Origin of the sequence: Rhodococcus gannanensis, from assembly GCF_042681175.1 — a bacterium.
Lineage (GTDB): Bacteria > Actinomycetota > Actinomycetes > Mycobacteriales > Mycobacteriaceae > Rhodococcus_G > Rhodococcus_G gannanensis.
Genome location: NZ_JBHUFB010000007.1, coordinates 188,799 through 209,956 on the forward strand (window position 1 = coordinate 188,799; position 21,158 = coordinate 209,956).

The 21,158-nt window shown below is 68.7% G+C and carries 23 protein-coding genes and 1 pseudogene; 8 read left to right on the forward strand and 16 right to left on the reverse strand.

Annotated elements, in window-relative coordinates:
• Positions 1-81: 81 nt before the first annotated feature.
• The 5 genes from ACFSJG_RS04490 to ACFSJG_RS04510 all read right to left on the reverse strand — a co-directional run bounded on the left by ACFSJG_RS04490 (position 82) and on the right by ACFSJG_RS04510 (position 3,347).
• Positions 82-1,065 carry a pseudouridine synthase gene (locus ACFSJG_RS04490; protein ID WP_378484008.1) on the reverse strand — a complete coding sequence of 328 codons (984 nt, stop codon included), beginning with the start codon at positions 1,063-1,065 and terminating at the stop codon, positions 82-84.
• Between the two features lie 56 nt (positions 1,066-1,121).
• Positions 1,122-1,688: a hypothetical protein gene (locus tag ACFSJG_RS04495; protein WP_378484009.1), complete on the reverse strand. Its 567-nt coding sequence runs from the start codon at positions 1,686-1,688 to the stop codon at positions 1,122-1,124.
• A 4-nt stretch (positions 1,689-1,692) separates the two neighbouring features.
• A complete protein-coding gene (locus ACFSJG_RS04500) occupies positions 1,693-2,130 on the reverse strand; it encodes a hypothetical protein (protein ID WP_378484010.1) in 438 nt (145 codons plus the stop codon).
• Between the two features lie 110 nt (positions 2,131-2,240).
• Positions 2,241-2,510: a GlsB/YeaQ/YmgE family stress response membrane protein gene (locus ACFSJG_RS04505; RefSeq protein WP_378484011.1), complete on the reverse strand. Its 270-nt coding sequence runs from the start codon at positions 2,508-2,510 to the stop codon at positions 2,241-2,243.
• A gap of 57 nt (positions 2,511-2,567) precedes the next feature.
• Positions 2,568-3,347, reverse strand: coding sequence for an alpha/beta fold hydrolase (locus ACFSJG_RS04510; protein ID WP_378484012.1), 780 nt, complete (start codon positions 3,345-3,347; stop codon positions 2,568-2,570).
• A gap of 45 nt (positions 3,348-3,392) precedes the next feature.
• On the opposite strand from ACFSJG_RS04510, the gene ACFSJG_RS04515 reads away from it, so the two are divergent.
• Together ACFSJG_RS04515 and ACFSJG_RS04520 are read left to right on the forward strand one after the other, a co-directional pair.
• Positions 3,393-5,159 carry a GNAT family N-acetyltransferase gene (locus ACFSJG_RS04515; protein ID WP_378484013.1) on the forward strand — a complete coding sequence of 589 codons (1,767 nt, stop codon included), beginning with the start codon at positions 3,393-3,395 and terminating at the stop codon, positions 5,157-5,159.
• Positions 5,160-5,279: 120 nt separating this feature from the next.
• Positions 5,280-6,857 (forward strand): MFS transporter, encoded by a 1,578-nt coding sequence (locus ACFSJG_RS04520; RefSeq protein ID WP_378484014.1) that lies wholly within the window; start codon positions 5,280-5,282, stop codon positions 6,855-6,857.
• A 39-nt stretch (positions 6,858-6,896) separates the two neighbouring features.
• Here the strand turns inward: ACFSJG_RS04520 and ACFSJG_RS04525 are convergent, their stop codons facing one another.
• Together ACFSJG_RS04525 and ACFSJG_RS04530 are read right to left on the reverse strand one after the other, a co-directional pair.
• Positions 6,897-7,313 carry a hypothetical protein gene (locus ACFSJG_RS04525; RefSeq protein ID WP_378484015.1) on the reverse strand — a complete coding sequence of 139 codons (417 nt, stop codon included), beginning with the start codon at positions 7,311-7,313 and terminating at the stop codon, positions 6,897-6,899.
• Positions 7,310-7,687, reverse strand: a complete 378-nt coding sequence (locus ACFSJG_RS04530) for a VOC family protein (RefSeq protein WP_378484016.1) — start codon at positions 7,685-7,687, stop codon at positions 7,310-7,312. The genes ACFSJG_RS04525 and ACFSJG_RS04530 overlap by 4 nt, the downstream gene beginning before the upstream one ends.
• Positions 7,688-7,798: 111 nt before the next feature.
• Here ACFSJG_RS04530 and ACFSJG_RS04535 point away from each other — a divergent pair, with 111 nt between their 5' ends.
• A complete protein-coding gene (locus tag ACFSJG_RS04535) occupies positions 7,799-8,266 on the forward strand; it encodes an SRPBCC family protein (protein WP_378484017.1) in 468 nt (155 codons plus the stop codon).
• 22 nt (positions 8,267-8,288) lie between these two features.
• Here ACFSJG_RS04535 and ACFSJG_RS04540 read toward each other — a convergent pair whose 3' ends face one another.
• Entirely contained in the window at positions 8,289-9,080 is a 792-nt protein-coding gene (locus ACFSJG_RS04540; protein ID WP_378484018.1) for a phosphatidylethanolamine N-methyltransferase family domain-containing protein, read from the reverse strand.
• A 195-nt stretch (positions 9,081-9,275) separates the two neighbouring features.
• Here ACFSJG_RS04540 and ACFSJG_RS04545 point away from each other — a divergent pair, with 195 nt between their 5' ends.
• Complete coding sequence (locus ACFSJG_RS04545; RefSeq protein ID WP_378484019.1) at positions 9,276-9,836, forward strand: dihydrofolate reductase family protein; 561 nt, start codon at positions 9,276-9,278, stop codon at positions 9,834-9,836.
• 6 nt (positions 9,837-9,842) lie between these two features.
• Here ACFSJG_RS04545 and ACFSJG_RS04550 read toward each other — a convergent pair whose 3' ends face one another.
• Together ACFSJG_RS04550 and ACFSJG_RS04555 are read right to left on the reverse strand one after the other, a co-directional pair.
• Positions 9,843-10,319, reverse strand: coding sequence for an SRPBCC family protein (locus ACFSJG_RS04550; RefSeq protein WP_378484020.1), 477 nt, complete (start codon positions 10,317-10,319; stop codon positions 9,843-9,845).
• 2 nt (positions 10,320-10,321) lie between these two features.
• Entirely contained in the window at positions 10,322-10,654 is a 333-nt protein-coding gene (locus ACFSJG_RS04555; RefSeq protein ID WP_378484021.1) for an ArsR/SmtB family transcription factor, read from the reverse strand.
• A 174-nt stretch (positions 10,655-10,828) separates the two neighbouring features.
• Between ACFSJG_RS04555 and ACFSJG_RS04560 the strand changes: the two are divergent.
• Positions 10,829-11,602: pseudogene (locus tag ACFSJG_RS04560) on the forward strand (ADP-ribosylglycohydrolase family protein); the annotation flags it as partial.
• A gap of 165 nt (positions 11,603-11,767) precedes the next feature.
• Positions 11,768-12,277 (forward strand): O-acetyl-ADP-ribose deacetylase, encoded by a 510-nt coding sequence (locus tag ACFSJG_RS04565; RefSeq protein WP_378484252.1) that lies wholly within the window; start codon positions 11,768-11,770, stop codon positions 12,275-12,277.
• Between the two features lie 20 nt (positions 12,278-12,297).
• Here the strand turns inward: ACFSJG_RS04565 and ACFSJG_RS04570 are convergent, their stop codons facing one another.
• Complete coding sequence (locus ACFSJG_RS04570) at positions 12,298-12,918, reverse strand: hypothetical protein (protein WP_378484022.1); 621 nt, start codon at positions 12,916-12,918, stop codon at positions 12,298-12,300.
• Positions 12,919-13,115: 197 nt separating this feature from the next.
• Here ACFSJG_RS04570 and htpG point away from each other — a divergent pair, with 197 nt between their 5' ends.
• Positions 13,116-15,053 (forward strand): molecular chaperone HtpG, encoded by a 1,938-nt coding sequence (gene htpG, locus ACFSJG_RS04575; protein ID WP_378484023.1) that lies wholly within the window; start codon positions 13,116-13,118, stop codon positions 15,051-15,053.
• A gap of 60 nt (positions 15,054-15,113) precedes the next feature.
• Here htpG and ACFSJG_RS04580 read toward each other — a convergent pair whose 3' ends face one another.
• The gene (locus tag ACFSJG_RS04580; protein ID WP_378484024.1) at positions 15,114-16,286 is read right to left on the reverse strand and encodes a PrsW family intramembrane metalloprotease; all 1,173 of its coding nucleotides are present in this window, start codon (positions 16,284-16,286) and stop codon (positions 15,114-15,116) included.
• The gene (locus ACFSJG_RS04585) at positions 16,283-16,945 is read right to left on the reverse strand and encodes a hypothetical protein (RefSeq protein ID WP_378484025.1); all 663 of its coding nucleotides are present in this window, start codon (positions 16,943-16,945) and stop codon (positions 16,283-16,285) included. Before ACFSJG_RS04585 ends, ACFSJG_RS04580 begins: the two co-directional genes overlap by 4 nt.
• 108 nt (positions 16,946-17,053) lie before the next feature.
• Here ACFSJG_RS04585 and ACFSJG_RS04590 point away from each other — a divergent pair, with 108 nt between their 5' ends.
• Positions 17,054-18,391 (forward strand): WS/DGAT domain-containing protein, encoded by a 1,338-nt coding sequence (locus tag ACFSJG_RS04590; protein WP_378484026.1) that lies wholly within the window; start codon positions 17,054-17,056, stop codon positions 18,389-18,391.
• Positions 18,392-18,638: 247 nt separating this feature from the next.
• On the opposite strand, the gene ACFSJG_RS04595 is transcribed toward ACFSJG_RS04590, so the two are convergent.
• The 3 genes from ACFSJG_RS04595 to ACFSJG_RS04605 form a co-directional block, all read right to left on the reverse strand.
• On the reverse strand, positions 18,639-19,760 hold the full coding sequence (locus tag ACFSJG_RS04595) for a winged helix DNA-binding domain-containing protein (protein WP_378484027.1): 1,122 nt from the start codon (positions 19,758-19,760) through the stop codon (positions 18,639-18,641).
• A gap of 38 nt (positions 19,761-19,798) precedes the next feature.
• A complete protein-coding gene (locus ACFSJG_RS04600) occupies positions 19,799-20,182 on the reverse strand; it encodes a nuclear transport factor 2 family protein (RefSeq protein WP_378484028.1) in 384 nt (127 codons plus the stop codon).
• 64 nt (positions 20,183-20,246) lie between these two features.
• Entirely contained in the window at positions 20,247-21,149 is a 903-nt protein-coding gene (locus tag ACFSJG_RS04605; RefSeq protein WP_378484029.1) for a sigma-70 family RNA polymerase sigma factor, read from the reverse strand.
• Positions 21,150-21,158: the final 9 nt, after the last annotated feature.

Below are 21,158 nucleotides of genomic sequence, written 5' to 3' on the forward strand. Positions count from 1 at the left end.
GTTCGACGCGTGAAATATTGCGTGAAGGTGAAACGGTACGAGGATCGCCAGGTCCGGGCCCGTTTTCGAGCGTCGGATCCGTTACCCGGACGGCGGTCGGTCGGCGGGTGCCTCCGCCAGGGTGCGGCGCGTGACGAACCGCCGCGGCGCGCCCGACAGAGGGTCGGTGAACTCCAGTTCCCGCGCGAGCAACTGGAGTGGGAGGGTGTGGTCGTCCGGTGCCTCGGGCAGCAGGTCGGGGTACCAGCGGTCGCCGAGGATCCCGGCGCCGAGCGCCGCCAGATGAACCCGCAACTGGTGCATCCGGCCGGTGCGCGGTCGCAGGAGTGTGTGCAGCACGGCGCGCCCGGAGTCGCTGACCCCACATCCCTGCAGCTCGATCAGTGTTTCCGAGTTGGGCTCGCGGGTGTCGTCGACGACCACCCGCAACCGGCCGCGCATCGATTCGATGTGATTGCTGTAGGTGGTGGGGAGGCTGCGTCCGGCCAGCGCCGGTGCGCCCGGGTCCCAGTCGGGTGGCAGCGCCGACACTGCCTCGTAGGTCTTCGTCACCCGCCGCTGCTCGAACAGCGACTGGTAGGCGCCGCGGGTCGCGGGCCGAGCGGAGAACATGACGAGCCCGGCGGTGGCGCGGTCCAGGCGATGGATCGGCGTGATGTCCGGATTGTCGAGCCTTGTCCGCAACCGTACGAGCGCCGACTCGCGCAGATACCTCCCGCCCGGGGTGGTGGGAAGGAAGTGCGGTTTGTCGATCACGATCAGGTCGTCGTCGCGGTACAGGACCTCCTCGTGGAACGGAACGGGTTCCTCCACCGGCAGATCGCGGTGGTACCACACGAACGTGTGCTCACCCAGCGCTGTCGTGCGGCCGACGGGACGACCGTCGGCACCCACGATCTCGCCGTCGTCGAACCGGCGGTGCAGGTCGGCGGGGTCGAGGTGGTCGAACGTCGCGACGACGAACTCGGCGACCGTCGCCCACGGACCGGACGTCGGGACGCGCAGCCGCGTCGGTCCGACGCCGTCCTTGACGGGCAACGGTGCGGGCATGGGCATGGCTGCCATCCTCCCATCGGCCACGGGCGGCACCCGACGAGGTCGTCGAGTGCGGCGCGGCCCCGTCAGAGACGGGACGGCGGCAGCGGCTCGATGTCGTGCGGCCCGGAGTCGAACAGGCTGACGGCTCGAGCACGGATCAACGGAAGCGCGTCGTGGAGGCTGTCGCCCAGCCGATGGAGCGAACCCAGGGATCGGGACTCCCAGACGGGGAACTCGCCGGCCTCGTCGCGGCTGGCGGTGTCCCAGAGCAGTGCATCGCCGTTTTCGCTCCACCCGAACACGTGCAGGGATGTCGTACTCGACCAGTCGGCGTCGGGCTCCACCATCCAGTCGAAGCCTTCGCTCCGGCCGTCGTCGTATGCGGCGTGGAAACGTGTGGTGAGGTTGCCCGCGCGCCCGTGCCAACCGTCGGCGTATCCGGGAAGCACGGGCGGGTAGACGAGCCAGAGGCCGAAGGATCGACCCCACCCGGCATGGCGGACGAACGCACGGTACGAGTTCGGAAAGCCGCCGCCGTCGGGAAAGCGGAAGGAGTCGAGTGCGGGGAAATCGACGTGCCCGAGGGTGGGTGCGCCGTTCACCGTCAACGTGTGAATTCCGTCGTCGGCCATGTCGTCGAGGCCAGCCATGGCCCTACGCCTCGACGGTGACCACGACAACGCCACCGACCTCGTCGAACCGCACCGCAGGCCAGTAACCGTCGAGGAAGTGCTCGCCGCACGAGTCGTCGAGATGCAGCACCACCTCGCCCCCGAGGTGGACTTCGACGGTGGCCAGGACGAGGTCGTCGGCGGCGTCGTCGAGTTCGGCCTGTGTCGGGTCGTCCTCGCCGAACTGTGTGACGACGGCGTCCGAGGCGCGCCTGTGCCATGCGGCACGGTCGGCGAGGACGTCGCCGAGACGCGGGAGCAGTGCCGTCGCTTCGGTGGCATCGGAGGTGCGGAGCACGAGTTCGGGCTCGCCGTCCACGACGTACCAGTCGTGGACGAGCACGTCGCCGTCCGTGAGCACGGTGACGGCCCGGGTGAAGACGCCCCAGTCGGACCGAACGGGAGGAGAACTGTGAGACACCGGGCGAGCCTAGCGGTCGATCGCGCGGCGAGGGCCGGCCACGAACGTGCTTCTCCCGGAACGAAGGTCGAGGAGGTGCCGTGGAAGCCGCCGCTCGACGACGACCGGTTTCAGTCCACAGACGACGTGGAGCGACTCCTCCACCAGGTCCACCCGGCCGTCACGATGATCGCCCCGGCGAGCGAGCCGATGATGCCGCTGGGACGCAGCGCGAGGCCGTCCCCGGCGAGCAGGCTGATCAGCAGACCGCCCACGAACGAGCCTCCGACGCCCGCCACGAAGGCGAGGGTCCAGTCGACGCCCGACTTCGACTTGCCCAGGATCAGTTGGGCTCCGGCACCGACCAGCAGTCCGAACAGGATCATCCCGAGGATCAACATGGCGGGAGTATATGGCGCCGTTCCTACCGAGCGCCCGATGTCGGGGAGTGCGCGCCGTCAGTCGTGTCGCGCGACGTCGTCGCACAGGATGCTCGGCCACCGCGCGAGATCGGCCGGGGTGTGCGCGACCTCGAGTGTGGCCTTCGGCATCAGGTCCACCAGCGCCTCCGCGGTGGACACCGGATGTGCCGGGTCGTCGATCCAGGCCAGGACCGTGGTGTGCACACCGATCGCGGCGATGTCATCCGGAGTAGGTAGGTCGCTCAGCGCCGCGCCGCGGAACAGCGACGGCAGCAGACGCTCCGTGACGTCCGGGACGGTCTCGGGCGCACCGGTCGTGGCGGGCGGACGGGACACCGCGGTTTCGGCACGGAGGAAGGCGTCGAGCCCCTGCTCCTCGATGATCGTGGCGTTGCGCCGATACGCCTCCGCCTTGGCGACGCGGGTCTTCCACGCGGTCGCGGGCACCAGCAGGGTGAGGCTGCTGAACCGCTCCGGGTCGCGGACGGCTGCGTGCAGGAGCGTCCCGGTTCCCATCGACGGGCCGACGCCGTGGACCTGCTCGCCCGGGAACCAGTGGTCGAGCAGCCGAAGCAGGTCGTCGGCGAGGACCGGCCACCGGTAGTCCTCGGGGACGGCGCGACCCGTCGAATGACCGTGTCCGCGCGCGTCGTAACGGAGGAGGCGCGTCCCGCTCAGCCCGCGGCCGAGGTCGAGTTCCATCAGTCGGTCGCGGTGCCGGCTGGAGGTGAGGCCGTGGAGTTGGACGACGGGGTGGCCGCCCTCGTCGCTGAGTTCCACGTCGAGCTCGGCGCCCGGAACGCTGAAGGTCGGCACGTTTCCCCCTGAGTGGCTGGTGGAGAGAGCGCCTAGGATAGCGCCATGCGGCTGACCAATGTCGCGCACCTGCGCCTGCCGTTCGGCCGTCTGCTGGGTTACGACGTACGCGTCGGGCCGCCGGGCCGAGCACTTCCCGTGTCCTTCGACCAGGGCCGTCATGTCGGTGCGGGGGATCGGGCCGGTTCCTGGATGGCGTTGTCCTTCAGGCTTTCCCGGCCGGTGCCGCCCGACGAACTCGCGACCGCGTGGCTCGCCGTGATCGCGAGGCACGGCACACTGCGGTCGGTGTTCGTACCGGGCGAGGACGGCGAACCGCGGTTGCACGAGGTCGAGATCGGTCCCGGGGAGTGGGCCGAGCATCCCATCGCGCCCGGGCAGGCCGTCAACGAGGCGCTGCGCGACGTGCTCGATCGCGCCTGCTCGCCGTACAGCCGCCCGTCGCACAGGTTGTGCGTGCTCGAGACCGCGGTGGGGCCGACGGTCGTGGTCGCGGCAGACCATTCGCACGTCGACATGTGGTCGATGCTCGTGATCGCGCGGGACCTGCTCGCCGCGCTCACCGCGGTGCAGGACGGGCGGGAGCCCGCGCTACCACCCACACCTGCGTTCGCCGAGCACACGCATGCCCTGCAGGACCGGCCCGCGGCACCCGAGGAGGTGCATCGCCGCTGGGCGGAGGTGCTGGCGGCGAGCGGTGACGTGATGCCGCGGTTCCCGCTGCCGCTCGGCCCCGCGACCCCGCAGCAGGAGCGCGTCGAGGTACGTGACGTGCTCGACGTCGACGACAACGCCGCGTTCTCCGCCCAAGCCCGCGAGGACGGGGTCTCGACGCTGGCGCTGGTGGTGGCCGCGATGACCGAGGTGACGCTCACGCTCGCAGGCACTCCGCTGCGGGCCGTGTTCCCGGTGCACAGTCGGTACGACTCCACCTGGCACGACTCCGTCGGCTGGTTCATCACCAACTCGGTCCTGGAATCGACCGACGCAGACCCCCGTGCGAGCGCCGAGGCGGTCAAGGAAGCCGTGCGGATGGGGTCCTGGCCGCTCGCGGACATTCTCCGTCCGTGGGGTGGGATGCCCGAGGCGCCAGGGATGTTCGCGATCTCGTGGCTCGACCTGCGCCGCTTGCCGGTGCGTGTGGACGCGACCGGGCTGGAGGCGCAGTACGTCGGCGCGACCATCCGGACCGACGGGGTGATGCTCTGGTTCATCCTCGACGAGTCCGGCCTGCACCTGCGGTGCCGCTATCCCGACACCCCCGAGGCCAGGCGTCACGTCGGCACCTGGTTGGACACTCTCATCGCCCACCTGCGTTCGCGTGCACGGGAATCCGTCGGTGGGCGGCTCCGGCTCGGGGATCGGACCTATCGAGTGCAACGGGCACTGCGGACCGACGTCCCGGCCCTTGTCGCGTTGCTCTCCGACGACGAGATCAGCCGCACTCGCGAGGGCGCCGAGATCGCCCGGTACGAGGAGGCGTACGACGCGATCGCCAGGGACTCCTCGCACTACCTGGCGGTGGTGCGCGACGAGGCCGACCGGATCGTCGGCACGATGCAGCTCACCATCATTCCGGGACTGTCGCGCGGTGGCACCACCCGGCTGCAGATCGAGGGGGTGCGAGTGGTGGCACCCGAGCGTTCACGCGGGATCGGAACGGCCATGCTCGAGTGGGCGCACGAGCACGGCAGGCATCGCGGCGCCACACTCGCGCAGGTCACCACGGACCGCGACCGGGCGCGGGCCCACGCCTTCTACGAGCGGCTCGGGTACGAGAACAATCACGTCGGGTTCAAGCGGCGGCTCTGAGACACGGCGCTCGCCCTGGCGGGCGGACGGATCACCCGAGCGATACCCTGCTGACCGGAGCAGTGGTGTGCACGTGCCGAGGCGGGAAACCGCCCTGTCCGTCGAGGTGGTGGGGCCGTCATGGTCGAAGAATCACTCACGGACGGTGCCGGCCGGTTGTCCGGTCGGCGCGGTGTTCTCGCCGTCCTGCTCGCGATGGCGATGTTCGTCCTCGTCGTCGACACGTCGCTGATGAACGTGTCGATTTCTGCGGTCGTGCGGGACCTCGACACCACGGTCAGTGGCGTGCAGTCGGCGATCGCACTCGAAGCGTTGGTGTCGGCCGCCTTCATCCTGATCGGCAGCAAGGTGGGCGATCTGATCGGGCGCAAGCGTGCGTATGTACTGGGCCTCCTCGGCTACGCGACCGGCGCTGCGGCGATGACGTTCGCGCAGAGCCTGACCGCGGTGATGGTGCTCTGGGCCGTCGTCGGCGGGATCGGCGCATCACTGCTTCTGCCGGCAATGCAGTCCCTCGTCCACGGCAACTTCCACGGCGACGCGCAGAAGAAGGTGTACGCGCTGGTCGGTGCGGCGGCTGCGATCGCGGCCGCCGTCGGCCCGCTGCTCGGCGGCTTCGTCACCACCTACCTGTCGTGGCGGGTCGGATTCGCGCTGGAGGTCGTCATCATCGCCGTGGTCCTGTCGGGGATAGGCCTCGTCCGTGACGTGCCGTACACGGGTCCGCGCGGCGTGGATGTCGTGGGTGCTGGACTCTCGGTGGTCGGTATGGGCGGCATCGTCCTCGGCATCCTGGTGTGGCAGGAGGGTGGCGAAGCAGTGGCGGCGCTCCTCGTGATCGGTTCGTCCGCACTGGTCGGCCTCGCCTACTGGCTGATCCGCCGGAAGCGGCAGGGAAGGCCCTCATTGATGGATCCGGACCTGTTCCGCTCCATGGTGTTCCGGCTCGGCGTCACGGGCCAGATGCTGCAGCAGATCGCGCTCGGCGGCACCATGATCGCCCTGCCGATCTATCTGCAGATGGTGCTCGAGTACAACGCGATGCAGGCCGGCCTCTCTCTTGCGCCGCTGTCGCTGAGCATGTTCGTAGTCGCACTCGTGGCGGGGAAGAAGGCAGGAGGCCGCCCTCCCGCCGGCATCATTCGCTGGGGTTTCGCGCTCGTCACCGCCGGCATCGCCGCACTGCTGCCGTTGGTGCCCCGCGCCGAGTTCGGGTGGGCGTTGCTGCTGCCCCTTGTCGTCGCGGGCGCGGGTCTGGGTCTGCTGGTCTCCCAACTGAACAACTACACGCTCGCACCGATCTCCGAGGAACGGGTCAGCGAAGCAGCGGGCACCAACTCCGCAGCCGGCTCGTTCGGGCTGTCGTTCGGGTTGGCGTTCGGGGGTGCCGTCATGCTGGCGACGCTGTCGATCACCTTCACCACGATGGCGCAGTCGAGCACGGTGCTCCCACCCGACGAGCAACGTCAGGTGGCGCAGGTCCTCGAGGAGGATGCCGAGGTCATGAGCAACACCGAACTCGAGGCGCTGCTGACCGGGCAGCCCCCCGAGATCCGTGAAGAGATCGTTCGGATCAACACCGACGCGCGGCCTCTCGCGTTGCAGGTGGCCCTCCTGTTGCCGATCCTCGCCGCGCTGCTCGGGCTGCTCACCTCGTTCCGGATGATCCGGCATCCGGGCGCAGGACAGAGCGGGTGAGCTCGCATCCGCCGACAGCCGCGAGGGCGATGAGGTCGATCAGGGCACATGGAAGGTCGCGAAACCCGGTGTGACCGGACCGCCGGTGACGGAGTTGACCATCACGACGACCTGGCCTGCCCCGGTGTCGAGCGTGACGGCGGGCGGAATGCCGTTCAGTCCGTCCGACAACGTCGCCGTGCCGCGTGCCCCGGTCGAGAGGTTCAGCCACTGCACCGGTGAGGAGAGCAGGCATCCCCAGCCGTCCTGCTTGCCGCCGGTGATCGTCACCGCCCGATCGCCGACGACGGCGGCACACCGGATCGGCGGAACGTCGAAGCTGCCGTTCGGGTTTCCGAAAGGTGCCGGATCGATCTGGAACGGAACGGTGACCGCCGCGGCGGCGTGACCGGCCGTGGGTAGCGCTGCACCGAGGACGATGGCTGCGCAGGCAGCCACGCGACGGAACGGGGTCATGACGCACCTTCCGGTTCGGGGAGTGAATGTGCAGGGGGATGCGCCGGCTCGTACATGAGGACCGACCCCGCGCCCGGAACCACCAGTCGAATGGTTCGTCCCCACGGCTGCTTGCCGACGTCGCCCTCGAAGCTCGCGCCACGCGAGCGGAGTTCGGCGACGGTGGCGTCGAGATCGTCACACATGAACGAGATCTCGTGGTGTTGCCCGGTAGGGGTGTCGGCCGGATGGATCGCCAATTCGCTGGGGCCGGAACGGAATATCAGCCAGCCGCCACCGGCGTCGATGTGGGTCCATCCGAGGACGTCGCGGAAGAAGTCCCGCGCGGCCGCCGGATCCTCCGCGTAGAGCAGCGCATGAACTGCGGTGATCATGCCTCGACGGTAACCGTTCGCGGCATCTCGCGACAGGACGCTCCACGTGACGTGATTCCGTGTGCAGGTCGTCGACGCGCGCCCGGCGTGTCACGCGGCTAGGGTGCACGCATGGCCGACAGCACCTTCCTCGTCGAACGCTCCACGACCATTGGCGCTGGTCCCGAGGTCGTCTTCGACCTGATCGACGATTTTCGCCGGTGGACGGAGTGGTCGCCCTGGGAGGGGGTGGACCCGAACCTGAACCGGACGTACTCCGGGGCCGACCGCGGCGTCGGCGCGTCCTATGCCTGGACCGGCAACCGCAAGGCGGGTGCGGGTTCGATGACGATCACCGAATCGGTACCGGGACGGAAGGTGACGCTGGACCTGGCGTTCCTGAAGCCGTTCAAGGCGACCAACGTGACCACCTTCCTGATCGAACCTGGCGCCGACGGGACCACGGTCCGGTGGCAGATGGCCGGTACGAGGTCCGGACTGATGAAGGTGTTCGGGTTGGTCATGAACATGGACAAGATCGTCGGCAAGGACTTCGAGAAGGGTCTTGCGTCGATGAAGGAGGTCGCCGAGGCCGCCTGACCGGCCGTCGGCGTGGGTCGCGTCAGACCAGGTAGGGGACCAGGGCCTTGCGGTCGGTGGGGTAGTCGGTGAACTTCTCCTGGTACCACCGGTGGGTGGCGAATGCCCGCGGGATCAGGTTCCCGGCGGTGATCAGCAGGATGACGACTCCGGGCAGCGCCCACGTGAGCAGTGCGAATCCGCTCCAGGCGATGAGTTCGCCGAGGTAGGCAGGGCTGGTGACGAAGCGGAAGCCGCCGCCGAACGGGATACGGTACTCGGCGGCCCCGGGATTGTTCTTGTCCCGCAGATTGCGGACGATCGACTCCGAGCTGAGCAGCAGGCCGAAGCCGCAGAGGTAGACGGCGAGGCCGACGAGGAAGCGCGGATCGGTCAGCCAGTCGGTGGTGTACAGGCCGAACCAGTCGTGGCTGAACAGCGCGCCGTTGAGGTAGCCGTGCATCGACGTGACCAGCATGCCCATCACGATGACCGAGGCGTTGAAGGTGCTGCGCTTGCCGGGGACCTGCCGGATCGCGAGGGGGAAGTACCAGCCACGGTTCGCGTAGTGCAGCAGCCAGATTGCGGCGAGCGCCAGTGATGCGGGCTCGAAGCGGTTCGGTCCGGTCAGGTAGAAGACGAGGAACACGACCGTCGCCGGGATCTCCATCAACCACCAGCCCAGCTTGGGGTTGAGGTTGAAGCCGAGGTTGGTGGACGAGAACCGTCCGTACGAGCTCTGCGCGAAGAAGCCGCCGATGATCACGAAGGCGGTGAACGCGAACGCCGCCGTCAAAACCGTGTCGTAGACGGTGTTTCCGGTGTACCAGTGCATCGGACTCCCTCGGCCGGCCGCGCCTGCACGCGACATTTCTGTAACGTGTTCTATCACGGTCATCGGCGGCTGAGGAGCGAAAGCCGTCAACCGATCGGGTTGGCGGGGAGGCATGGCCGGCTCGGCCGGGTTACCGTCGGGTCGTGGCCGCGATGACGCCACGACCCGACCTGTGCTTCGTGGAACGGAGATCCCGTGGGCAGAATCGTCGTCTCGGAATTCGTCTCGCTCGACGGTGTGATGGAGGCTCCGGGCGGTGAGCCCGGATACCCCCACACCGGCTGGACGATTCCGCACCACGGTCCAGGTCTGCTCGCGGCCAAACTCCGGGAGACCCTCGACGCCGAGGCGTTGCTCCTCGGCCGTGTCACCTACGAGTCGTTCGCCGGCGCGTGGCCGACCCGCGACGGCGAGTTCGCCGACAAGATGAACGCGATGCCCAAGCATGTCGTCACGGCGACCGCCACCGACCTCGAGTGGAACAACTCGCGCGCGCTGGCCGGCCCGGTGGAGCAGTCGGTCCCCGCGTTGCGCGATGGGATCGACGGCGAACTCCTCGTCGTCGGGAGTCGGACCCTCGTGCACGCCCTGCTCGCCGCGGACCTCGTCGACGAACTGAGGCTCGCGGTCTTTCCCGTGGTCCTCGGCTCCGGGGCGCGGGTGTTCCCCGACTCCCCGGACCCGATCGCGCTCGAGCTCGTCGACACCCGTCGACTCGAGACGGGCATCGTCGAGTTGACCTACCGACGCGGCTAGGTGCCGCTAGGCCGTCCTGGCGAGCAGCGCGTCGAGTGCGGCATAGCTGGCGTTCATGCCCTCCTCCATGCCCGAGCCGAGCATGCCGTCGCGATCTTCGGCGGTGAGGAAGAGGGACTCGACGACGATCTTCGTGCGCCCGTCGCCGAGGTCGACGAAGTCGACTGCGTCCAACGACGCGTGGGTGGGCATGCCGTCCCACTCGAAGGAGTTGACGAGGCGCTCTTCGGGAACGATCTCCCGGAACCGGCCCTCGAAGCCGTCGCTGGTGCTGTCGTGGTGTTCGACGAACCGCCAGTGCCCGCCGACCCGGAACTCCCACGTGACGACGTCGACGAGGTTCCCACGGCCCCACCACTGGGCGATGAGTTCAGGTTCGGTGTAGGCGGCCCACACGCGTGCTCGTGGGGCGTCGAAGATCCGTTCGACGTGGCAGTCGCGGTCACCGGAGGTGGTGACGGTGGCGGTGTACGTGCTGGTCATGACTACTCCTCAGGATTGGTGTCACGTTCCAGGAACTGTCCGAGATGGTCCAGTCGGTCGGCCAGGGCGCGGCGGTGCCGGGCAATCCAGGCGGTCTCCAGGTCGAGGGTGTTGGCACCGAGCCTGCAGTGCCGGACTCGGCCCCGCTTCTCGGTCACCACCAGCCCGGCCTGTTCGAGGAGGTGGATGTGCTTCGTGATGCCGGTGAGGGTCATCTCGAAGATCTCCGCCAACTCGGTGATCGTGGCCTCCGACCGGTCGAGACGTTCCAGGATCCCGCGTCGGGTGCGGTCCGAGAGCGCCGTGAAGGTCGCGTCGAGCTGATACTGAACCATCAGGTTCAGTGTTTGCCTCGAAAGGTGTCGATGTCAACCTCTGGTCGGAAACGTTCGTGCCGGATCTCGTGGCCGGTTGTCGGGATCGGGCAGTTCGGCTAGGGTTAGCGCAATAATGAGCTATTTGCTCGATCGGTCGGCACGGAGGTTGGCATGAAATTGGATTCGGGTCGGATGGACCGCGCGATCGGCGTCCTGGTGGGCGGCGCCGCAGGAGACGCCCTCGGCGCAGGCTACGAATTCTCCTACCCGTCCGCCGACGCGGTGATCGACATGATCGGCGGTGGAGCCTTCAACTGGGCCGAGGGGGAGTGGACCGACGACACCTCGATGGCACTGGCCATCGCCGAGGTCGCCGCCACCGGCGTCCCGATCGGCCACGGCCGGGGACTCGACGCGATCGCCGCCCGCTTCGTCGCCTGGTTCGACTCCAACCCGCCGGACATCGGCAACCAGACGCGCGCCGTGCTGTCGTCCCGTCCGGCGAGCGCCGACGCGATGCGACGCCGAGCCCAGGAGATTCCAGGTCTCAAGGGCGGCAACGGATCCCTGATGCGGACCGCACCGGTCGCCCTCGCCTACCTCGGCGACGCCCGTGGGTGCCAGGATGCCGCCGCCGCGATCGCCGCACTCACCCACGACGACCAGCGCGCGATCGAGGCGTGCCGACTGTGGACGCACGCCGTCCGGCACGCCGTCCTGCACGGGACGTTCGACGGTGTTCGCGGCTACCTGGTGGAAGCCCCGACGGACGTCGCCACGTTCTGGGGTCCTCTCCTCGATCAGGCCGAAAACGGTTCGCCGAAGGACTTCTCGAAGAACGGCTGGGTCGTGCACGCCCTGCAGACCGCGTGGTGGGCGATCACGTCCACGGACGATTCGGACCCTGTCCACCTGGTGCGCGCACTCGAGGCCGCGGTGCGGGCCGGCGGTGACACCGACACGACCGCCGCCATCGCCGGCGGACTGCTCGGCGCACGCTGGGGCGCCGCCGCTGTGCCCACTCGGTGGCGGCGACAGCTGAACGGCTGGCCGGGCTACGACGCCGGAGACCTGCACCGGCTCGCCACCGCTGCCGTGGAACTCGCCGCCGCACCGACGGCCGCCGGTCCGGTGATCGAGGTCGTTCACGGCGACATCACCACGCAACGGGTCGACGTGATCGTCAACGCCGCGAACTCGTCCCTGCTCGGCGGTGGCGGCGTGGACGGTGCGATCCACCGGGCGGGCGGACCGCGAATTCTCGCCGAGTGCACGCACTTACGTGAGACGACACTGCCCGACGGACTGGCTGTCGGGGCGGCCGTCGCCACCACGGCCGGTGAGCTCCCCGCCACCTGGGTCGTGCACACCGTCGGCCCGCGGCACTCCGCGGCGGAGGACCGCTCGGGGCAGCTGCGGTCCGCGTACACGCGCAGCCTCGCCGTCGCGGACGGGCTCGGCGCGGGCAGCGTCGCCTTCCCGCTGATCTCCGCCGGTGCCTACGGCTGGCCTCGCGAGGACGCGATCCGTCAGGCCGTCGACGCCGTCCGCGGCGCCGACACGGCCGTCCGACGGATCGTCCTCGTGGCCTTCGACGCCGCGACCGCCGAGGAGATCGAGCGGACGCTGCGGCGCGCGTGACCCGGCGAGGGGCGCGCGACTCAGGCCATCTCGGGGACGTGCAGGTGAGCGATAGCGAGGTCGAACATGCAGGTCTCGATCACCGTCGCACCCATCTCGCGGGTCACGGCGGTGCGCATCCCGTCGGCTGCCGCCTGAACGCGTTCGAACGACTCGCGGCTGTCCCAGGTCACCGACACCACCGCGCGTCCGGCGGCGTGATCGATCATCATGCTGGCGCTGCAGAACCCGTCGAGTTCCTCCATGTGCGGCAGGGCGGTCAGCTTGAACACGTCGACCGCGCGGGTCATGTGTCCCGGTTCGAGCTTCAGCCAGGTGACGCGGACGCAGGATCCGCGGGCCGACGGGTGGTCGCGGTGCAGGGCCGCGATGTCCCAACGTTCGACGGTCGCGGTGCCGTGGAACATTTCCGTAGCGCGATCCCGCAACTCGCGGACGCGTCCCTCGCTCCCGCGCAGCGCGTCCTCGTCCATCCACGAACTCGTAGCGATGCAGCGGCCGCTGTCGCGGTCGACGAGGAGTGAGAGTCCCGCGCACCCCTCGTAATCCGCGAGCGCAGGCATGACGGTGTCACTCATGTGTTTGATGCCGGCGTCGATGAAGGACGGGTGCGCCATGATCGTGGTCGAGCGTGCGTACACGACAGAACCCCTTCCACTCGAGGCAGCGCCCCGGCGGCGCCACCGGTTGCCCCCGATCTTCACCATCCTCCGGTCGGGCGCCGGAGGCAATGGCCGGACCGGACCGGACCACTACCGGCCGGTAGGTCTGCCGCCCAGGTGAGGACGGTAAAATCCCGGGCGAACACTCTGCCCGTGAGCAGTCGAAGGGAATCGGATTGAACGCCCACACCGGAGAACGTGAGCAGCTCGAGTTCCAGGCGGAAACCCGCCAGTTGCTGGACCTGATGGTCCACTCGATCTACTCGAACAAGGACTCGTTCCTGCGGGAACTGGTGTCCAACGCCTCGGACGCGCTCGACAAGCTGCGGCTCGCGGCGTACCAGGACAAGGACCTGGACGCCGACACGTCCGACCTGCACATCGAGATCGCGATCGACAAGGACGCGCGGACACTGACGATTCGTGACAACGGCATCGGCATGTCCCGCGACGAGGTCGTCGACCTGATCGGCACCCTCGCCAAGTCCGGCACCGCGGAACTGCGCCGCAAGCTCAAGGAGGCCAAGGACGCGGCCGCGAGTGAGGAACTGATCGGCCAGTTCGGCATCGGCTTCTACTCGACCTTCATGGTCGCCGACAAGGTGACGCTCCTGACCCGCAAGGCGGGGGAGACGCAGGGCACCCGTTGGGAGTCCACCGGCGAGGCCACCTACACCATCGAGGCCGTCGACGACGCCCCGCAGGGCAGCTCGGTGACGCTGCACCTCAAGCCGGCCGACGCCGACGACAACATGCACGACTACACCGACGTGTGGAAGATCAAGGAACTCGTCAAGCGCTACTCGGACTTCATCGCGTGGCCGATCCGGATGGACGTCGAACGTCGCACTCCCGCCACCGACGAGGAGCCGGAGAAGGTCGAGATCGAGACCCAGACGCTCAACTCGCAGAAGGCGCTGTGGGCGAAGTCCAAGGACGAGGTGACCGACGAGGAGTACACCGAGTTCTACCGGCACATCGCGCACGCCTGGGACGAGCCGCTCGAAACCATTCCGATGAAGGCGGAGGGCACCTTCGAGTACCAGGCGCTGCTGTTCATCCCGCAGCACGCGCCCTTCGACCTGTTCATGCGCGACGGCAAGACCGGGGTGCACCTGTACGTCAAGCGGGTGTTCATCATGGACGACGCCGACGAGCTGCTGCCCGAGTACCTCCGCTTCGTCAAGGGTGTCGTCGATGCGCAGGACCTCTCGCTCAACGTCTCCCGCGAGATTCTGCAGCAGGACAGGCAGATTCGTGCGATCCGTCGTCGGCTCACCAAGAAGGTGTTGTCCACGATCGTCGACATCCAGTCGTCGCGGCCCGACGACTACCGCACCCTGTGGAACGAGTTCGGGCGCGCCCTCAAGGAGGGCCTGATCTCCGACACCGACAACCGCGAGACACTGCTGAAGATCTCGTCGTTCGCATCCACGCACAGCGCGGACGAGCAGACCACGCTCGCCGACTACGTGTCGCGCATGAAGGACGACCAGACCCAGATCTACTACGCGGCAGGCGAATCACGTCAGCTACTGGAGAACTCGCCGCACCTCGAGGCGTTCAAGGCGAAGGGCCTCGAGGTCCTGCTGCTCACCGACCCCGTCGACGAGGTGTGGTCCGCGCAGGTTCCCGAGTTCGACGGCAAGACATTCCAGTCCGTCGCCAAGGGAGAGGTCGACCTCGACAGCGAGGAGGACAAGGCCGCCGCCGAGTCCGAGCGCCAGGCGCAGGAGAAGGAGTTCGAGGAACTCCTCGGCTGGATGACCACCACGCTCGACGACCACGTGAAGTCGGTGCGGCTGTCCACCCGCCTGACCACGTCGCCCGCGTGCATCGTCGGTGACGACTTCTCCATGTCGCCGGCGCTGGAGCGGATGTACCGGGCGTCGGGACAGCCGGTCCCGGTCACCAAGCGGATCCTCGAACTGAACCCCGAGCACCCGCTCGTCGTCGCGCTGCGTGCCGCGCACCTCGAGCGACCCGGTGACGAGGCGTCCGCCGAGACCGCCGAACTCCTGTACGGCATGGCGTTGCTCGCCGAGGGTGGCGAGCTGGCCGATCCGGCTCGGTTCACCACGCTGCTGGCGAACCGGCTGTCCGCGGGTATCTGATCCCGAAACGGCGGCGTCCCGGGGGAGATCCCCGGGGCGCCGCCGTTGCTCTCGCACCGATCAGAGGCGCACGGACGGTTCCCCGGCGCGGATTCTGGCGACCTCCGAGCGCGCGTACGCGACCGCCGGTGTCTCGAGCCCTCTCGACGTGGCGACGGCATCGGCGAGATCGGCGATCGCGTCCAGCACGTAGCCGTTGCGCCTGCGGTCCCGTCGGGTCGCACCCGACTTCCGGAACGCCTTGCGTGCCTTGTGGTCGCCCGCCGCAGCGGCGAGTTCGCCCGCGGTGATCGTCCCCGATGCGACCTCGGGTGTCAGGATCTCGGACAGGAACTCCCGCTCCCTCGGTACCGTCGCCCGGAACACTCGCACCGCGATGTACAGAGCCACGAGGACGATGGCAACCATGCAGGGGATGAACACAGCCACGTTGCCCTGGGTGATCGCGGCGAGCGAGTCCCACACTCCGTGTAGAAGCATGGCAGTGGCCATCAGCAGCAGTCCGCGGCCTACACGGCGCGGCTCAGCTGGTCGGCCGAGGAGATACACGAGTCCGGCGCAGAAGATCGCGCTGTACAGGATGTGAGCCGACAGCCCGGTTGCCATCCGCATCCACACGACACCGATGGAGGCCTCGACCTGGTTGGCGCCGAACTGGGTACCCGCCGAGTTGAGGGCGTAGACGATGTCCTCGGCAATCTGGAATCCGAGACCCAGGAACGCGCCGACGATGAACCCGTCGAATGCCGTGCGAATCAGCCGCGGCGCCAATGCGATCAGCAGTACCAGTCCGATGCCCTTGGCGACCTCCTCGGTGAACGGCGCGGCCAGTCCGGCCGACCAGTCCTGTGCCCAGGACTGCCCGAACCACTTCGAGTACAAGCTCATCAGCGCGTTGTTGGCGTTCGCCGCCATCGACCATGTCGCCGCGAAGGCACCCCACACGAACGCGGTCGTGATCAGTTTCGCGGGTTGGCGCGCGTAGCGGTCGATGTGCTGGGTGAACCACCAGAACAGCGCTCCATACACCGTGAACAGCACCACCGAGACGGCGATGGCGCGCCCGTAGGCACCCGCGGACATCGCCAGCATCGAAACGAACGTCAGCGCACCACTGCCGACGAGTGCCAGGTACACCCAGAACGCCGCATTGCGCGGCTGGTAGAACGTGAACGACCTGCTCCACCCTGAATTCTCGATCGCAGTCACACGGGGATCGGTGGCGGTGGTCATCGGGAGGCCTCCTCGACCGGGCGAATGCTGGAGATCATGCGGGCGACCGCGTCCGCCTGGCCGCGTTCGGTGCCCGCCGGGCCGACCGCGGTGACCTGGACGCCGTGGCCGTCGATGACGAACGCCGCCATCGTGCCGTCGACCTGCGAGCTCGAGATTCGGGTGATCACGCCACGCTCGCCCGATGCCGTCGTCGTCTCCACAGCGTTGCCCTCGATCACGAGATCGCTGTCGAGTGCCTTCGAGGTGGAACGGATCTGATCGAGGAGTTCGTATGCGTCACCGTCGAACTCGCCTGTCCGGATGGTCAATGACACCCCGCCGCCTTCGACCACGGCCTGGGGCGGGAACGAACCGGACGCGGGTCGGTCCGCTGCACGGACACCCGAGGTGATTCCCCAGCCTACGGCGGGGTCGAACTCGATGCCTCCGCCCAGCTCCAGCACGTCACCTTCGGCAACTCGGTCGTCGTAAGCGGTCTGCGTGTTCAGCGCGGGCAGGACAACGGCCATGACGAACGCGACGGCGAGGACGACGAGGGCCGGAACCACCGTGGCCCGATCGAGTCCCAGCCACCGCCGGTCGACGGGAACCCATCGGTCACCCGGGTCGTACCACTGATTCGACGGCGATCGCCCCGTCGTAGTGCTATCGATCATTCGACCTGTTCCTCCCGTGTCGGATGGCCGCAACGCTACCCAGCGGATGACATGAGTGCGCGCTGCCCGGCCTGCGGTCTTTCCCGGGTCGCTGCTATCGTCGCCGGAATGCCGCGGATGACCTTCCCCGATGCGCAGTCGTACTGGATCTCCCGCCGCATTCCGACGGACCAGTTCCTGCTGTACTGCTTCGACGCGGCGGAGCCTCTGGACCGGCTCGCTGCCTCACTGCTGGTGCGGGCGAGGCAGATCCCTGATCTCTGCCTACAGATTCGGGAGGTCCCGTTCCGGCTCGACGTCCCGTGGTGGACGCCGATGGAGCCCGACCCGTCTCTGGTCGTGGTGCACGACGGGCCGCGTTCCTGGGAGCAGTGCCGCGGCGACGTCGCCGGACTGCTGACCGATTCCCTCGATCCGACCGAATCGCCTTGGCGTTTGCATCTTTTCGGCCCGGTGTCCGAAGCGCCGGAGGGGAGAGGCGACGCCGTCGTCGCCGTGCTCCAGGTGGCGCACGCGCTCGGTGACGGGCGCCGGACCGCGGAGATCGCCCGACTCCTGTTCACGGACACCCCGCTGCCGCCGTCTCCGACGGTCGGTCGGTGGCGGCCCGCCCTCGCAACTGCCGTGGCGCTCGGTGAGATTCCGGTGAACCTCGCGCGGCTGGTGCTCCGAATGCGTCCGGCCTACCTCGCGCACCGGCAGCGGAATCTCGACACCGAATCCGGCGTCATCCCGGAGAAGCCTTCCAGTAGAAGCACACTGGTCACGAACGGCACTCCCGACTGGCGACGTGAGATTCGGACGGTGGTCGTTCCCTCCGCGGATCTGCGCGGACCGGGGGTCACCGTCACGGTGGGGGTGCTCACCGCCGTCTCGGTGGCTCTGTCCCGGTACGCCGCGGAGGCGGTCGCCGAACACGGTGCGGCCGCGGAGGTCACGGTGGCGCGGTCGGGTCGATCGGCCGCACGCAACCACTTCTGCAACGTCACCGTCGACCTGCACCCGGAGATCGCCGATCTCCGACAGCGGGCACTGACGATCGCGGCCTCCTTGCGGGCACAGCGACTCCGCGCCGACCACCCGTCGAGAGCGGTCGAGGAACGGGCGACGGCGGCGGTGCCTGCGCCACTGCTGCGCCGTGGGATCGACCAGTTCGACTTCACCGCAGTCCCGGACGAGGTCACGGGGAACACCGTGGTCTCCAGCGTGGACCGCGGCCCCGCCGACCTGGCCCTCGGCGGCGGCGCGGTCCGGTTCACCGCCGGATTCCCCGCGCTGTCCGCCTTCATGGGGCTCACCCACGGTGTGCACGGCATCGGTGACCGGGTCACGATCTCGGTTGCCACCTCACCCGCGGTCGTGCCCGACACGGACCGGTACGAAGAATTTCTCCGAGACGCCGTCCGCCAGGTCAGCGCCGCGAACTCGTCGTCGGGCAGCCCGTGATCCGGGCTGAGGTCGTGGCAACGCTTCGAATGCGCCGCTACGGTGGCCGTGGTGGTGCCGAGAACCGGTGCCGGCGCAACGACGAACGGAGTCACCCATGTCGACCTACATCTTCGACGCACTGAAGCCCTACGTCGGCGACGAGGCCGCGGCCGAACTGGCGAGCCTGCTGGCCGTCGGTCCGTAGCGCGGGAGACCGAGTACACGAACCTCGTGAGGCCCGGTGGAGCACACGCTCCGCCGGGCCTCACGGCGTTCGCAGGCCGGCGAACCCGACCCCGCGGAACTCGGCGAGCGCCTCGGCCTGATCCTCGACTGCGGCGTGGACGGCCTTCGATATCGATTGCCACGGCGTCAGCTCGATCGCCAGCTTCTTCCCCGTGGTCCGGGGACGCCACTGTCCGACCAGTTCTCCGCCGACAGCCACCGCCCCGGGCCTGCCGAGCGTCGGCCACAGGGCCTTGCGTCCCGCCTCGTCCGGGACGAGGAGTTCGCGGTCCTTGAGCTGGAGGTACGGGTCGAACGGGCCGAGCAGCCGCACCGAGCCGTCGCGGGGGGATTCCAGCAGTGCCCCGAGATCGTCGGCGAGGATCGATCGTGTCGCGCCGTCGACGGTGACGTCGACGGCATCCTCCGGCCAGTGTGCCTTGACGTCCTTGACCGGTGCATCGATGTACGCGGCCAGCGCCTTCGGTTCGCTGGGCCCGAAGAACCTCAGGTACCCGCGGATCACGTCGAAACGTGGGTCCGCATCCGTGCCCGGCCGCGAGTACGGCTTCGCCCGCCAGCCGGGGATCCGTTCGAGTACGGGCGGCGAGGTGTCCGGTTGGAGTTCGAGCCCCGCCTGTAGGGCGGCGAGTCGGAAGGGCATCTCGTACAAATGAATTGCGTTGCACGGCTTGCAGAAGCGGAGGTAGGGCTCGCTCATCCGGTCCGCGAGTTCCGTGGACATCGCACCCTTGACCGTCGGCTCCCGCACGATGTCGCGCATCTCGGCGGCGACGGCGCGCAACGCGTCGAGTGTCGGGATGCCGGCGGCCTTCAGCGGACGGTTCGCGTCGAAGATCCGTTTCGCCGCATCCGCCTCGGACAACGGCGCCGTCGCCACCGCCACCTGACGCAGGTCCACCCGGCGGTAGCAGTGCGGCGCTCCCCGCAGGGTCCAAGCGAGCGCCAGTTCGTCACCCCGCGCGGGCGGGGCGCCGCGCAGCCGCAGTGCCCACGCCGCACCGTCCGGACCGGTGTTCTGCACACCGAGGTCGAGCACATCGCAGTCGGCGGCATCCGCCGCCGAACCGGGAGCCCGATCCAACTGATGGGCATGCCAGCGGAAGGCCAGCACCTGATCGCGAGACACCTCGGTCGGCATGGGCGCGAGTCTAGGTGCGGACGCCGACACGGGGGCGCTCAGCGGTTGTCCACCTGGTACGACTCGATCCTGCGGATCCTGCCGTCCCGGAAGTGGAAGTAGTCGCTGAAGATGCCGTTCAAGGTGCCGCCGTCCGCGAACCGGGCCTCCACCGTCCCGAGGAGGACGACGACGTCACCCTCCTCGACCATCCGGATCACCGTCAGCGTCGGGGTGCCGGTGAACGCCTCGTTCTCGATCTCCTTGTCGAAGGCGTCCTTGCCGGTGATCGAGAAGTCGCCCGGCATCTCCCAGGTGACGTCGTCGGTGAGCAAGTCGAGGATCGCGCTGTGGTCGCCGGTGCGGAATCCCTCGACGTAGGCGAGTACCGCGCGCTTGTTCGGCGACAGCGACGGGTCGGATTCGGACACTTCGGGGTTCACTGGTTCTCCTTCGGTCGGAGCACGCCGCCCGGCGCATCCCTTCATCGTGGCACCGCGACGGCGCTCACGCACCGGAGCCGAGGACGACGTCCAGGTCGGCGATCGTCCCGGGGTCGGCGACCGCATCGACGGCGACGATCCGGTCCCCGACGATCGTGAACGTGTATACGGCGCGCGGACGGCCACCCGGCGCGTAGGCGACGCCGGTCACGCCGTCGACCACCACGACCTGCGCCCCCTTCGCGCGACCGCTGAACGTCGCCGCGACGGCGAGGGCGCCGTGCATCTCCGGTGCGAGCGGCGGGGCGCCGTGTGCGGCGGCCGCACCGGAGGTGGTGACGGCCACCGCGTCCGCACGCAGCACGACGTCGGGATCGAGCAGATCCAGCAGGTCCTCGAATCGGCCCTCCCGGGAGGCGGCGAGGAACGCCTCGACGACACGGTCGCGTCGTCGGGTGTCGGCGGTGTCGGCCGACCCGCCCTGGACCCGCCGGCGGGCCCGGCTGGCGAGCTGCCGTGTCGCGGCGGGGGAGCGGTCGACGACCCGGGCGACGTCGTCGAACGGCATGCCGAACAGGTCGTGCAGCACGAACGCGAGACGCTCCGCGGGCGCGAGGGTGTCGAGGACGACCAGAAGTGCGACACCAATCGAATCGGCAAGCAGCGCTTCGCTTTCCGGTCCTGTATCCGAGGTCTCGCCGGGTTCCGGAAGCGCCGGCGCATCCAGGGGCACCTCGTGCCGGGCGCTGCGAGCCCGCAACATGTCCAGGCAGACACGGCTGAGCACGGTGGTGAGCCAGCCGCCGAGGTTCGCGACGTCGTCCGTGTCGGAGCGGCTCAGACGCAGCCACGTCTCCTGCACTGCGTCGTCGGCCTCGGCCGTCGACCCGAGCATCCGGAACCCCACCGCCCGGAGGTGGTCGCGATGCTCCTCGAACCGACGTGCCAGATCTTCGGTGTTCGTCACGCTGTCACA